Here is a 12,992-nt window from a genome sequence, read left to right as displayed (position 1 = left end):
CGGGCGCTCTGGCTCGCCTGTTGCCGCAAAGGCGGGTCGTCGAGCCAACGCGCAAAAGCCGCCCACACCTGCGCCGCATCCATCGCCTGCACTGCGGCCCCGCCGTCGATCGCTGCCTGAGCCGCGGCAGCGAAGTTGAACTGCGACGGCCCCAGCACCACGGGGCAGCCGCAAGCGCAGGCTTCGATCAGGTTCTGCCCGCCCAAAGGCAGCAGGCTGCCGCCGATGAACGCCGCATCGGCCATGGCGTAGTAAGCCGCCATCTCGCCCAGTGAGTCGCCCAGCCACACGGCAGTCTCGGCCGTCGGCGCCCCCATGCTGCGGCGCTGCACGGCGTGGCCTTGACCCGCGAGAAGTTGCGCGACCGCATCGAAGCGCTGCGGATGGCGCGGCACCCAAACCAGCAGTGCCCGCTGCGCCAGCGCCAAAGGCAGCGCGGCCAGCAGCAACGCCTCCTCGCTCTGCCCGCCCTGCTCGCGGGTGGACGCCAGCAGCAACACTGGGCGCGCAGCAGCCGCCTTCCACTGCTCACCGAGTTGCATCAGCGCGGGGTCGGCTCGCATGTCGAACTTCAGATTACCCAGACTCGTCGCCTGCGCCGCTCCCAGCGCCTGAATGCGCCGTGCATCTTCAGGTGTTTGCGCCGCAGCGAACAAGCCGCCCCAGGCCACGCGCGCCAAGGACGGCCAGCGCTGCCAGCGGCTCGCACTGCGCGCACTCAGCCGTGCATTGGCCAGCAGCACCGGCACCCCGGCTGCGCGACATTGCTCGGCCAGATTCGGCCACACCTCGGTTTCCATCAGCACAGCCGCACACGGCTGAAACCGGCGCAGAAAACGCCGCATCGGCCCCGGCAAGTCATACGGCAGCCAGACCTGCAAATCGCCGGGCTGCAGCAGCTCAGCCCCGGCGGCGCGGCCAGTGGCGGTCATATGCGTCAGCAAAAGGCGCATCTGCGGCATACGCTCGCGCAGTGCCTCGATCAGCGGCGCAGCGGCGCGGGTTTCGCCCAGAGACACCGCATGCACCCAGACCCGCGGCCCCGTAGTCGTCGCAGAAGCCGACTTGCCGTTGAACCATCCCAGCCGCTCTGCCCAATGCCGCCGATACAACGGCTCGGCGCGGCCGCGCCACCACAGCCGCAGCAAGGCGAAGGGCAAAGCCAGCCGCCAGAGCAGGCCGTAAATCCGCAAGGTCAGTTTCATGCCGGGGAGCGACTATTCGCAGCCGCTGACAGCACGTCCCGCGTGGCATTCAGCACCTCGGCCACAGCAGGCTGCTGGCCGGTGTCACCCAGACTGCGCCACGGCCCCGCCGACTCGAAATCCACACTGTGCGGCGACGAGCCGGTGTAAACAGCCACCGCGGGCGTGCCCACTGCGGCAGCGAGATAGAGCAGACCGGTATCGACTCCAACCACCACGCTGGCTGCACGCAACACACGCATCCATTCGGCTAGGCCGAAGGCAGCGGGGGCAACGCAAGCGCGTGTCATCGTGACGTCGGACGCGGCAGCATTCACCGCCTCGGCCAGACGCACAGCGCGGGCACGCTCGGCCTCATCGCCCCAGGCGAACACCCCGATCCGACCTTGCGCTGCAAGCGCTCGACCCAGAGCGACCCAGCGCGCTTCCTCCCACAGCTTGCGGTCTTTGGCGGTGGCGCTCAGCAGCAAGGCATAGGGTGCATCGCCAGCCAGCCATGCGGGGCGCTCGGCCTGCAGGCTCAGGCCGTATTGCGGCTTGCCTTGCGGGGCATAGCGCAAGGCCCAGGCGACCAGCGCCCGGTAGCGCGGCACAGCAGCCTCGGTGCGATGCAAGTCGGTCTTCTGACGATGGGCGTAGAACAAGGGCGCGAGCGCCTCGCGTGCGTTGCCCCACGACAGGCCATAGAGCGGCCCGCGCGCCAGCCGGGCGATGAGGGCGCTTTTCACCAGCCCTTGCAAATCGATCACGGCGTCATAGGTCTCGGCGCGCAAACCAGCCTTCCACTCGCGCCATTCCTGCCGGGTTTCTGCACGCCAGAACTGCTTGCGCCAGCGCCGCAGCGCCAGCGGAATCACTCGCCTGACCCCGGGATGGGCGCGCACGATGTCGGCGTAGGCCTCCTCGACCAGCCAGTCGATTCTCGCCCCCGGATGCGCGGTCAGGATGTCGTGCACCACCGGCAGCGCGTGCACCACGTCGCCCATCGAGCTGGTCTTGACGATCAGCACGCGCAAGGGCGGTGTGGACGGATTCAATACCGTGGTCAAAATGGCAGTTTCAACGAAGCATCGAGCGCCAGCAACGCGGCGCGGAACTCGGCCTGCACCCGCGCCAGCGCCGCCGCATCGGCGCCCTCGAATCGCAGCACCACGCAGGGCGTCGTGTTGGAGGGCCGCGCCAGGCCGAAACCATCGGCGTAGTCGGCACGCACGCCGTCGATGGTGGAAATATTCAAAGCGCCGGGAAAGCGGCCTTCGCGCTGCAAACGCTCGCACAGCGTGAAATTGGCGCCCTCGGCCGTCTGCAGCTTCAACTCCGGGGTGGAGACGGAATCGGGCAAGGCTTCGAGCACGCCCCCCGCATTCTCGGCCCGAGAAAGAATTTCCAGCAGCCGCGCCGCGCCATACTGCGCGTCGTCGAAGCCGTACCAGCGATCCTTGAAAAAGATGTGGCCGCTCATCTCGCCAGCCAGCGGCGCGTCGATTTCTTTCATCTTGGCCTTGACCAGCGAATGCCCGGTGCGTCCCATCACCGGCTCGCCGCCGTGACGCCGCACCCAGGCGGGCAGCTGCGCGGTGCATTTCACGTCGAACAGAATGGGCGCGCCGGGATGGCGCTCCAGCACATCGGCGGCGTAGAGCATGAGCTGGCGATCGGGCCAGATGACGGCCCCGCTGGGCGTGACCACGCCGAGACGGTCGCCGTCGCCATCGAACGCCAGGCCCAGCTCGGCGCCGGTGTCGCGCACGGTGCGGATGAGATCTTCGAGGTTGTGCGGATCGGCGGGATCGGGATGATGGTTGGGAAAGGTGCCATCGACTTCGCAGAACAACTCCACCACTTCGCAGCCCAGGCTGCGCAGCAAGCGCGGCGCAAAAGCGCCGGATACGCCGTTGCCGCAATCGACCACCACTTTCATCGGCCGCGCCAGCTTGATGTCGCCTTCGATGCGGCCCAGATAGTCCTCGACGATGGAGGCCTGCCGCGTGCTGCCCTGTCCTCGTGCGAAGGCATCGCTGCGGGTCAGCGCCAGCAATTCCTGAATCTGCTCGCCGAACAGGGCATTGCCGCCGAGCACCATTTTCAGGCCGTTGTACTCGGGCGGATTGTGGCTGCCAGTGATCTGAATGCCGCTGACCACCGGCGTGGTGGCGCAGGCGTAGTACAGCATGGGCGTGGCGTTCATGCCCAGATCAATCACGTCCACGCCCCCGGCGCGCAAACCGTCGCTAAGCGCCTGCGCCAGCGCCGGGCCGGACAGACGCCCGTCACGGCTGATATTCACCGCCGTCTCGCCATTGCGGCGGGCCAGCGTGGCGAAGGCTTGGCCGATCGCGCGGCAGGCGTCCTCGGTCAGCGTTTTGCCAACGATGCCGCGAATGTCGTAGGCCTTGAAAATCGTGGGATCAAGCTGCGCCATGCGTGGCTCCGGTGGAATGGATTGTCGAGAAGAGCACGCAAGCGTCAACTTGCGTCATTACGATGATGCGTTTGGTAAACCACGCATTTTAGGGAGAGGCTTTGGCAACGTACCTGATCGGCGATGTGCAAGGCTGCGCCGACGCCTTCGACGCCCTGCTCGACGCGCTGCAGTTCGACCCGGCGCACGACAGGCTCATCGTGCTGGGCGATCTGGTCAATCGCGGCCCGCAGTCGCTCGCCAGCATGGAGCGGCTGATGGCGCTGGGCGACAGCGCGCAATGTCTGCTGGGCAATCACGACCTGCATCTGCTGGCCGTGGCGCATGGCGTGCGCAAGGCACACCGCAGCGACACACTCGACGACATCCTGCAATCACCACGGCGCACGGAGCTGATCGACTGGGTGCGCCGCCGCCCGCTGGCACTGATGGAGCAAGGCTGGCTGCTGGTGCACGCCGGGGTGCTGCCGCAATGGTCGGCCGACAAAACCCTGCAACTCGCCGCCGAGGTGGAACGCCGGTTGCGCGCGCCCGATTACGTCGATTTCCTGCGTGTGATGTTCGGCAACCAGCCCGACGAATGGAGCGAGAGTCTGGCGGGGTTCGACCGTCTGCGCATCGTGGTCAACACCCTCACCCGCGCCCGTTTTCTGCAGGCCAGCGGCCCGAATCGGGGACGGCTGGATTTTCACAACAAGCAGGCCAGCGCCAACGGCGCCTCCTCCGAACTCCTGCCCTGGTTCGCCCTGCCGCAGCGCGAGACCGCGCAGACTCCCATCGCTTTCGGCCACTGGTCCACCCTGGGCCTGCGCTGGGAACACAACGCGCTATGCCTGGACAGCGGTTGCCTGTGGGGCGGGGCGCTCAGCGCATTGAAGCTGCCGCCCGCGGGTCAGCCCTGGCTGGACATCACCCAGATCCCCTGCACCCGCAGCCTGGCGCCCATGCCGGACTGAGCTGCAAGGCCCCCTGGCCTGCTGCGCAAGCCGCCCCCCGAGGAGGGATAACTGACATCGACCTGACTGTCGACCTCTGTGCTTTCCCGCTGGCCCGCCTCAGCGGTGCGGGCTAAAGTGGGCGCATAACAACATCAGGAGACTTCGATGCAGATCAGCCACCCCATCAGCCACCCCGGCGCCCATGCCGGTTTTATGCAGGCGCGCGACTTGCTGCAGCGCCATCGCACCGATTACGCCCGCGCCTACGCCGAATTCCGCTGGCCCGCGCTCGACCGCTTCAACTGGGCGCTCGATTATTTCGATCCGATGGCCCAAGACAACGACGCGACTGCGCTGTGGATCGTGGAAGAAGACGGCAGCGAGGCGCGCTACAGCTTTGCCGACATGGCGCAGCGCTCGGCGCGCATGGCCAACTTCCTGCGCGCGGGCGGCGTGGCGCGCGGCGACCGCGTGCTGCTCATGCTGCCCAACTGCATCGAGCTATGGGACGCCATGCTCGCCTGCATCAAACTCGGCGCGGTGATGATTCCCGCCACCACCCTGCTCACCCCCACCGACCTCCAAGACCGCATCGTCCGCGGCGGCGTGCGGCATGTGATCTGCCTGCCGGCCGACACCGCCAAATTCCACGACCTGCCGCAAACCGTCTGGACGCAGGTGCAAGGCCGTTTCACCGCAGGCAGCGCGCCCATCGGGTGGACAGCGCTTGCCGGGGCGCAAACAGCGGCCGCCGACTTCGCGCCCGAGGCCGACACCCGCGCCACCGATCCGCTGCTGCTCTACTTCACCTCCGGCACCACCTCCAAGCCCAAGCTGGTGCTGCACACCCATCAAAGCTACCCCGTGGGTACGCTGGCCACGATGTACTGGATCGGCCTGCAGCCCGGCGATGTGCACTGGAACATCAGCTCCCCCGGTTGGGCCAAGCATGCGTGGAGCAGTTTTTTCGCCCCCTGGAACGCCGGCGCGGCCATCTTCGCCTTCAACCAGAGCCGCTTCAACGCCGCGACCACGCTGCAAACCCTGTCGCGCTGCGGCATCACCACCCTGTGCGCGCCGCCCACGGTGTGGCGCATGCTCATTCAGGAAGATTTGAAGCGCTATCCGGTCAAACTGCGCGAACTGGTGGGCGCTGGTGAGCCGCTCAACCCGGAAGTGATCGAGCGCGTGCGCGCCGCCTGGGGCATCACCATCCGCGACGGCTACGGCCAGACCGAGACCTGTGCACTTATTGGCAACAGCCCCGGCCAGCCGCTCAAACCCGGCGCCATGGGCCGCCCCATGCCGGGCTACCGCATCCGCCTGGTCGATGTGGACGGCAACTCAGCGGAAGAAGGCGAAGTCTGCGTCGAGACCGAGCCGCGCCCCACCGGTCTGCTGGTCGAATATGCGGGCGATGCCGAGAAAACCGCGCAGGTCATGCACGACGGCCTCTACCACACCGGCGACGTGGCGCAACGCGACGCCGACGGCTATTACACCTTCGTCGGCCGCACCGACGACGTGTTCAAGTCCTCCGACTACCGCATCAGCCCGTTCGAGCTGGAAAGCCTGCTGATCGAACATCCCGCCGTGGCCGAGGCCGCCGTGGTGCCCTGCCCTGATGCGCTGCGCCTGACCATCCCCAAGGCCTTCGTGTCGTGCCGGGTCGGCTTTGCGCCCAGCGCCGAACTGGCCCGGGACATTCTGCTGTTCGTGCGCGAACGCGCCGCGCCCTACAAGCGCATCCGCCGCATCGAGTTCTTCGACCTGCCCAAGACCATCTCGGGCAAGATCCGCCGGGTTGAGTTGCGCAAAATCGAAGCCGACCGCGCAGCAGGCGTGCGAGGCGAACTGGAGTTTTACGAGGACGACTTCCCGGGCTGAAAGCGCCGCGCTGCCTTTCTAACCGCGTCTCTAAAATCGCGGCCTTGCTCACCCACAAGCCCCCCATGATCCACAACGAACTCGACGTCCTGACCGAACTGGTGCCGCTGGGTAACAGCCTGAAGGTCATCGAACTGGGTTGCGGTAGTGCCCGGCTGCTCACCGAGCTGCTGCAGCGCTGCCCGGCCTGCGAAGCGCTGGCGCTGGAAGTCGATGCGGTCCAGCACGCCAAGAATCTGGCGCGTCTGCCCGAAATGCTTGCACCGCGGCTGCGCTTCGTGCAGGAGAGCGCCACGGCCATACCGGCCGCGGACGGCGGCTTCGATCTGGCGCTGATGCTCAAGTCGCTGCACCACATTCCGCAGGGCGCCATGCAGACCGCACTGGCGGAAACCTGGCGCGTGCTGCGTCCGGGCGGCTGGCTCTACGTCTCGGAGCCGGTTTATGAAGGCGCGCTCAACGACATCGTCAAGCTCTACAACGACGAAGGTCCGGTGCGCGCCGCAGCGCAGGCCGCGCTCGACCGGGCCCTGTCAACCGGGCAATGGCAGCAGACCGCCGAGCGCCGCTTCGACATGCCCGCGCACTTCCCCAGCTGGGAGTCTTTCGAGCAGCGCATGCTCTACCCCAGCTTCGCCGATCATCAGATCACCGACGATTTGCGGCAGCGCGTCAAGGCCGCCTTCGACCCGCATTGCAGCGCCGACGGCGCGCACTTCACCCGCCCGATGCACGTGCGGCTACTGCAAAAGCAAGCGGCTTGATTCACCCCGCCACTTCCGGATCGACGCCCGCCACTGGCACGCGCAGGAAGTGCTCGCGGTAGTGGCGCAACTCGTCGATGGATTCCTGAATGTCGGCCAGCGCGGTGTGGGCCTGCTGCTTTTTGAAGGCGCTCACCAGCTCGGGGCGCCAGCGCCGCGCCAGTTCCTTAAGGGTGCTCACGTCGAGGTTGCGGTAGTGGAAATAGGCCTCCAGCTCGGGCATGCCCCGGGCCATGAAACGGCGATCCTGGCAAATGGTGTTGCCGCACATCGGCGACTTGCCAGCGGGCACGTATTTTTTGAGGAAGGCGATGATCGCCTTGCTGGCCTGCGCTTCGTCCACGGTGCTGGCGCGCACCCGGTCGGTGAGGCCGGATTTGCCGTGGGTGTTCTGGTTCCAGGCGTCCATGCCGGCCAGCACCGCATCGCTTTGATGGATGGCCAGCACCGGCCCTTCCACGCGCACGGTGAGCTGCGGGTCGGTCACGACCACGGCCACTTCGATGATGCGATCGGTGTCGGGATTCAGCCCCGTCATCTCCATGTCGACCCAGATGAGGTTGTCGTCGTGACAGGTGAGGATGGAAGCGGCGGACGTGGCGGAATCGGACATGAAATGCATTCAAGTAGGGGAATGGCGGCGGCGGGTCGCGAGGACAGGCCGGGTGGGATAATCTGACTGAACCTAAGACTGACAAGGATTTTCGCATGAGCCCGCAACATCTTGCCCTCGCCTGGAGCGCGCTGTTCGCCGCTGCGCTGATTGGCGGCACGGCGCTGAAGCTCTGGCTGGCCCAGCGGCAGCAGCGCCATGTGCTCGCGCACCGTGATGCCGTGCCCGCGCCATTCCGCGCCAGCATTTCGCTCGAAGCCCACCAGAAGGCCGCTGACTACACCGTGGCGAAACTGCGCTTTGGTCTGTGGACGACGCTGTTCTCCGCCATGATCGTGCTGGTGTGGACGCTCGAAGGCGGGCTGCAGTTGCTCAACGGCTGGGTGAGCGCCACTTTCGGCACCGCTTTGGGAGGCCAGCTTGCGCTGCTGGTGGCCTTCGCCGTGATCGGTTCGCTGCTTGATCTGCCCTGGGAAGTGGCGCGCACTTTCGGGCTGGAATCGCGCTTCGGTTTCAACCGGCTCACCCCGCGCATGTTCGTGGTCGATCTGCTCAAAAACGCGCTGGTCGGCGCGGTACTCATGCTGCCGCTGGCCCTGCTGGTGCTCTGGATCATGCAGGTGGCCGGGGGTTGGTGGTGGCTGTGGGCTTGGGCGGGGCTTACGGCTTTCAGCCTGCTGATGATGGTGGCGTATCCGCTAGTGATCGCCCCGTTGTTCAACAAGTTTCAGCCGCTGCCCGACGGCGAGGTGAAAACCCGCGCGCAGGCGCTCATGCAGCGTTGTGACTTTGCGCTATCCGGCCTGTTCGTCATGGACGGTTCGCGTCGCAGCGCTCACGCCAACGCCTACTTCACCGGCATGGGCGCGGCGCGGCGCGTGGTGCTGTTCGACACCCTGCTCGGCCAGCTCAGCCCGGCGCAGATCGAAGGCGTACTGGCGCACGAGGTCGGGCACTACAAGCGCCATCACATTCTCAAGCGCATGGGGGTGATGTTCGGCGTCAGTCTGGCGGGCTTTGCGCTGCTGGGCTGGCTGTCCAACCAAGTGTGGTTCTATGTCGGCCTGGGCGTCATGCCCAATCTGTTCGCCCCCAACCATGCGCTCGCGCTCATTTTGTTCAGTCTGGCGCTGCCGGTGTTTGGCGTGTTTTTCAGCCCACTGGGTGCGGCCACTTCGCGCAAACATGAATTCGAGGCCGACGCCTACGCGGCCCAGCACAGCGACGCCCGCGCGCTAGGCGAAGCCCTCGTCACCCTCTACCGCGACAATGCCAGCACGCTCACGCCCGACCCCATCTATGTGCGCTTTTATTACAGCCACCCGCCCGCCCTGCAGCGACTGGAACGGCTGGGCGCATTGCCCTCATCCATCGCGCCCTCTTCGGCCCACACTCCGGCGACAGCCTGAACAGCCATGACACTCCAGGATTTGCTCGACAGCCACTGCATGCCGCTAGACGCCAGCCAGCGCCTGGACACCGCGGCCATGACGCCCTACCTGCAACTGCTGGACGGCTGGCGGTTTGAAGACGGCAGCATCCGCAAGACTTACGTCTTCGGCAACTATTACCAGACCTTGGCCTTCGTCAACGCACTGGCTTGGATGGTTCACCGCGAAGACCATCACCCCGATCTGCTGGTGCAATACAACCGCTGCAGTGTGGCGTTCAACACCCATTCGGCCGGCGGCATTACCCGAAACGACTTCATTTGCGCGGCCAAAGCCGACGCGATGTTTGCCCAGGGCGCCGCGCGCTAAACCGCCAAACGGCTGGCATGGACGACCTGGAACGCCACAACCCGCAACGCCCCAAGGGCAAGCGCAGCACCAAATCCGCACCGTCCACCTCCCACGGTTTGACCGCACGCATCGTCGGCGCGTTTGGGCGGCACTATCTGGCGCAGCTTGACGATGGCACGGTGCTCGCCTGCGTGCCCCGCGGCAAGCGCGCCGAGGTGGTCTGCGGCGACCGTGTCACCCTCGCCCCGGGTGACGCGCCGCTGGCCATCGAACAGGTGCATGCGCGACGCAATGCGTTGTGGCGCGAAGATCTCTGGCGCAGCAAGATGTTTGCTGCCAACCTCGACCGCGTGATGCTGGTCACCGCCACCTATCCCGGCATCCAGCACGGCCTGATCGGCCGCGCGCTCATCGCGGCAGACGCGGCCGACATTCCCGCAACCCTGCTGCTGAACAAATGCGACTTGCCGCAAGCCGACGCCGCGCGGGCCGAAATGCGGCTGTATCGCGATTTGGGCTATGAAGTGCTCGAACTCTCGGTGCGCACCGAGCCGCAAGCCGCGCTGGCAGCGCTGACTCCCCTGCTCAGCGGCCAAACCACGCTGCTGCTGGGCGCCTCCGGCGTGGGCAAGTCCAGCCTGACGAATCTGCTGGCGCCGCAGGCGCAGGCGCCCACGCGCGAAATTTCCGAGGCGCTGTCAGCCGGCAAGCACACCACGACCGCGACACGGCTATACGACCTACCCGGCTTTCCGCCGGGAAGCGTGCTGATGGATTCGCCGGGCTTTCAGTCCTTCGGTCTGCATCATCTCTCGGTGTCGCAGTTGCAGCACGGCTTTCCGGAAATCCGCGCGCGCAACGGGCAGTGCCGTTTTCAGAACTGCACCCATCGCGACGAACCGGGCTGCGTGTTCACCACCGACCCACAGGCCATCTCTGCGTCGCGGCTGGCGCTCTACCGCACGCTCTACGCTGAACTCACCTCGGCTGCACCGCGATGAAACGGGTGGACATCGCGCCCAATCTGGTCATCGCCACGCTTTGGGCCGATGCGCTCAACGCCGCAGGCCTGCGCGCCGAAGTGTTCTCGCGCTACCTCACCAGCATCGCGGGCGAGATTCCGCCCGATCAATGCAACCCAGCGGTCTGGGTGCTCGACGACGGCGATCTGGCGCGCGCCAAACAGTTGCTGCAGGAATTGCGCACCCCCCTGCGCGGCGCGTTGTGGACCTGCGCCGACTGCGGCGAACGTCACGGTCCGCAATTCGCCCAGTGCTGGAAATGCGGCCACAGCCGCCCGGATTCGTCCTCGTTCTGATCAGGCCGCATCGCCATCCCGGCGCATTTCAGGTGGCGCAGTCGTAACCCCAGTGGGTGCCGCGTCGAGCCAAGGGTGCGCCGCCAAAAGAAGGCCGAAAAGCCACGCCCCTATCGCCGCGGCGCTCAGCGTGTCTGCCTGACTGCGGGGAAAAATACCCAGCGCCCCGCTCAGGCTCCAGGCCAGCAGGCTGAAGATCAGCCCGCTCCACAGCAGCCAGCGGCGCGACCGGTGCGGCAGCCACGGCGCCAGCAGCAAACCCGCGGCGATCAAGGTGTCGACCAGCGCGATCAGCACGGCGAACGCACCCATGCCGAGCGCTTGTGCGAGACCGGCCCAGGCCGCAATCCACTCCGCCTGCCCGTTTGGCGCGTGGGCCTGCGCCTGAATCAAAGCGTCCGACAGGCGCAGCCCGAGGCCCGGCTGCCAGACCGTCCAGACGATTGCAATCCAAAGCAGTCCGACCAGCCAGAAGGCCCAGCGCATCTGCGACAGACCGGGTCTGCGCAGCGCCGCGTCAGACCACGCCGAACCCTGCCATGCCCGCAGCAACAGCAATAGCGCAAAACCCAGCGCATAGACCAGGGCCACCGTGCCAGCGCCGCCGCCGAGCGCGCTCCACACCAGCAGTTCGTAGGCCAGCCCCAACCACCCCATTGCCGGAAATCCCCAGCCCGTCAACAGCCCAACGGTGAGCAGAGCCTCGACACCAAACAGCAGCGCCAAGCCCTTGCTCACCCCGGCAGCAGACAAAACGCGCCAAACCGCACCATCCCACACGGCAAGCCAGTGCGGTTGAGCGGCCGCATCAGCAGCCTGACGCGCGAACTGCGCGGCGTATTGCGGGTGCAAGTGCAGCCCGAGGTTGACGGCGAAGCACACCCCGAACACGAGGCGCAGCCAAAGCAGCGCCCGCATCGCAGTCTGATCGGCCATACCGGGCGGCCCAGCCTTTTCGGCGTCGGCCTGAACAAGCGGCAGCCTGACGTGAGGAACGCCATGGCCGTGCTGCGGCGCAGAAGAATTTTGTTGTGTGAACGCCATGCCTGAACTCCCGAACGATGCATCGCCTGACGATGCACCGCAACAAGATTTTGCTCAGGCCGACTTAAATGCGACTTAGGGCGGGCGTTACGGCCACCCGACCTCGCCTAGGGGAACAGTGTCAATCCAGGCGACCCAAAAGCAGGAATTCCATCAGCGCCTTCTGGCCATGCAGGCGATTTTCCGCCTCGTCCCACACCACGCTCTGCGGCCCGTCGATGACTTCGGCCGCCACTTCCTCGCCGCGGTGCGCCGGTAGGCAGTGCATGAACAGCGCATCGGAATGGGCGCGGGCCATCATCTCGCCATCCACCATGAAGCCCTTGAACGCCTGCTCGCGCGCCAGTTTTTCCGCCTCATAGCCCATGCTCGTCCACACATCGGTGGTGATGAGGTGCGCGCCCTCGCAGGCTTGCCGCGGATCGTCGAACTCGCGCAGGTGCGCGATCTGCGCCGCGCTCAGGGGGTAGCCCGGGCGGTTCTTTTCGACGCCATAGCCTTTCGGCCCGGCGAAGTGCAGGGTGAAACCGAGCACCTCCGCCGCCTGCAGCCAGGTGTAGAACATATTGTTGGCGTCGCCGATCCAGGCCACGGTCTTGCCCTGGATCGGGCCGCGATGCTCGATGTAGGTCATGACATCGGCGAGGATCTGGCAGGGATGAAACTCGTTGGTCAGGCCGTTGATCACCGGCACGCGCGAATACGCGGCGAAACGCTCGACGATCTCCTGACCATAGGTGCGAATCATCACCAGATCGACCATGCGCGAAAACACCTGCGCCGCATCTTCTATGGGCTCGCCACGGCCCAACTGGCTATCGCGGGTATTGATGTAGATGGCCGCGCCGCCGAGCTGGTGCATGCCGGCCTCGAAGCTCAACCGGGTGCGGGTGGAGTGCTTCTCGAAAATCATCGCCAGGGTGCGATCGACCAAGGGCTGGTGCGGTTCGTAGCGCTTGAACTTGGCCTTAATCAGCGCGGCGCGCGCGAAGACGTAGTCGTACTCCTCGCGGTTCAGGTCGGAAAATTGCAGATAGTGCCGCAGCGTGGTTTTCATCA

At 66.1% G+C, this 12,992-nt stretch carries 13 protein-coding genes; 7 read left to right on the top strand and 6 right to left on the bottom strand.

Going from position 1 to position 12,992, the window contains the following annotated elements; translation table 11 throughout:
* The 3 genes from ABT24_RS04995 to ABT24_RS04985 all read right to left on the bottom strand — a co-directional run.
* Positions 1 to 1,205 (bottom strand): 3-deoxy-D-manno-octulosonic acid transferase (locus tag ABT24_RS04995; RefSeq protein ID WP_286737401.1); only part of this gene is annotated, 1,205 nt, incomplete at its 3' end.
* Entirely contained in the window at positions 1,202 to 2,254 is a 1,053-nt protein-coding gene (gene waaC, locus ABT24_RS04990) for a lipopolysaccharide heptosyltransferase I (RefSeq protein ID WP_276727482.1), read from the bottom strand. The genes ABT24_RS04995 and waaC, both read right to left, overlap by 4 nt.
* A complete protein-coding gene (locus tag ABT24_RS04985) occupies positions 2,251 to 3,627 on the bottom strand; it encodes a phosphomannomutase/phosphoglucomutase (protein WP_276727485.1) in 1,377 nt (458 codons plus the stop codon). The genes waaC and ABT24_RS04985 overlap by 4 nt, the downstream gene beginning before the upstream one ends.
* A gap of 101 nt (positions 3,628 to 3,728) precedes the next feature.
* On the opposite strand from ABT24_RS04985, the gene ABT24_RS04980 reads away from it, so the two are divergent.
* The 3 genes from ABT24_RS04980 to ABT24_RS04970 all read left to right on the top strand — a co-directional run bounded on the left by ABT24_RS04980 (position 3,729) and on the right by ABT24_RS04970 (position 7,216).
* A complete protein-coding gene (locus ABT24_RS04980; RefSeq protein ID WP_276727487.1) occupies positions 3,729 to 4,583 on the top strand; it encodes a symmetrical bis(5'-nucleosyl)-tetraphosphatase in 855 nt (284 codons plus the stop codon).
* 147 nt (positions 4,584 to 4,730) lie between these two features.
* The gene (locus ABT24_RS04975) at positions 4,731 to 6,452 is read left to right on the top strand and encodes an AMP-binding protein (protein ID WP_276727490.1); all 1,722 of its coding nucleotides are present in this window, start codon (positions 4,731 to 4,733) and stop codon (positions 6,450 to 6,452) included.
* A 65-nt stretch (positions 6,453 to 6,517) separates the two neighbouring features.
* The gene (locus ABT24_RS04970) at positions 6,518 to 7,216 is read left to right on the top strand and encodes a class I SAM-dependent methyltransferase (RefSeq protein WP_276727492.1); all 699 of its coding nucleotides are present in this window, start codon (positions 6,518 to 6,520) and stop codon (positions 7,214 to 7,216) included.
* A 1-nt stretch (position 7,217) separates the two neighbouring features.
* Here ABT24_RS04970 and orn read toward each other — a convergent pair whose 3' ends face one another.
* On the bottom strand, positions 7,218 to 7,829 hold the full coding sequence (gene orn / locus ABT24_RS04965; protein ID WP_276727495.1) for an oligoribonuclease: 612 nt from the start codon (positions 7,827 to 7,829) through the stop codon (positions 7,218 to 7,220).
* A gap of 95 nt (positions 7,830 to 7,924) precedes the next feature.
* On the opposite strand from orn, the gene ABT24_RS04960 reads away from it, so the two are divergent.
* Genes ABT24_RS04960 through ABT24_RS04945 form a run of 4 tightly spaced genes read left to right on the top strand, consistent with a single transcriptional unit; the run spans position 7,925 to position 10,889 of the window.
* Complete coding sequence (locus ABT24_RS04960; protein WP_276727498.1) at positions 7,925 to 9,238, top strand: M48 family metallopeptidase; 1,314 nt, start codon at positions 7,925 to 7,927, stop codon at positions 9,236 to 9,238.
* Between the two features lie 6 nt (positions 9,239 to 9,244).
* The gene (locus tag ABT24_RS04955; protein WP_276727500.1) at positions 9,245 to 9,589 is read left to right on the top strand and encodes a 4a-hydroxytetrahydrobiopterin dehydratase; all 345 of its coding nucleotides are present in this window, start codon (positions 9,245 to 9,247) and stop codon (positions 9,587 to 9,589) included.
* A gap of 17 nt (positions 9,590 to 9,606) precedes the next feature.
* Positions 9,607 to 10,572, top strand: a complete 966-nt coding sequence (rsgA, locus tag ABT24_RS04950; RefSeq protein ID WP_276727503.1) for a ribosome small subunit-dependent GTPase A — start codon at positions 9,607 to 9,609, stop codon at positions 10,570 to 10,572.
* A complete protein-coding gene (locus tag ABT24_RS04945; protein ID WP_276727508.1) occupies positions 10,569 to 10,889 on the top strand; it encodes a putative signal transducing protein in 321 nt (106 codons plus the stop codon). Before rsgA ends, ABT24_RS04945 begins: the two co-directional genes overlap by 4 nt.
* On the opposite strand, the gene ABT24_RS04940 is transcribed toward ABT24_RS04945, so the two are convergent.
* Entirely contained in the window at positions 10,890 to 11,933 is a 1,044-nt protein-coding gene (locus ABT24_RS04940) for a hypothetical protein (RefSeq protein WP_276727511.1), read from the bottom strand.
* A gap of 121 nt (positions 11,934 to 12,054) precedes the next feature.
* The gene (gene argF, locus ABT24_RS04935; protein WP_013122642.1) at positions 12,055 to 12,990 is read right to left on the bottom strand and encodes an ornithine carbamoyltransferase; all 936 of its coding nucleotides are present in this window, start codon (positions 12,988 to 12,990) and stop codon (positions 12,055 to 12,057) included.
* Between the last annotated feature and the right edge of the window lie 2 nt (positions 12,991 to 12,992).

Origin of the sequence: Thiomonas sp. SCN 64-16, assembly GCF_001725585.1 — a bacterium.
Classification (GTDB): domain Bacteria; phylum Pseudomonadota; class Gammaproteobacteria; order Burkholderiales; family Burkholderiaceae_C; genus Thiomonas; species Thiomonas arsenitoxydans.
This window is presented reverse-complemented; position numbering and strand designations above follow the sequence as displayed.

Bases quoted from the DNA above. Each gene is read 5' to 3' on its own strand.
- ABT24_RS04945 (WP_276727508.1), top strand. From the start codon at position 10,569: ATGAAACGGGTGGACATCGCGCCCAATCTGGTCATCGCCACGCTTTGG.
- ABT24_RS04955 (WP_276727500.1), top strand. From the start codon at position 9,245: ATGACACTCCAGGATTTGCTCGACAGCCACTGCATGCCGCTAGACGCC.
- ABT24_RS04960 (WP_276727498.1), top strand. From the start codon at position 7,925: ATGAGCCCGCAACATCTTGCCCTCGCCTGGAGCGCGCTGTTCGCCGCT.
- ABT24_RS04940 (WP_276727511.1), bottom strand. From the start codon at position 11,933: ATGGCGTTCACACAACAAAATTCTTCTGCGCCGCAGCACGGCCATGGC.
- orn (WP_276727495.1), bottom strand. From the start codon at position 7,829: ATGTCCGATTCCGCCACGTCCGCCGCTTCCATCCTCACCTGTCACGAC.
- ABT24_RS04985 (WP_276727485.1), bottom strand. From the start codon at position 3,627: ATGGCGCAGCTTGATCCCACGATTTTCAAGGCCTACGACATTCGCGGC.
- ABT24_RS04970 (WP_276727492.1), top strand. From the start codon at position 6,518: ATGATCCACAACGAACTCGACGTCCTGACCGAACTGGTGCCGCTGGGT.
- ABT24_RS04975 (WP_276727490.1), top strand. From the start codon at position 4,731: ATGCAGATCAGCCACCCCATCAGCCACCCCGGCGCCCATGCCGGTTTT.
- rsgA (WP_276727503.1), top strand. From the start codon at position 9,607: ATGGACGACCTGGAACGCCACAACCCGCAACGCCCCAAGGGCAAGCGC.
- argF (WP_013122642.1), bottom strand. From the start codon at position 12,990: ATGAAAACCACGCTGCGGCACTATCTGCAATTTTCCGACCTGAACCGC.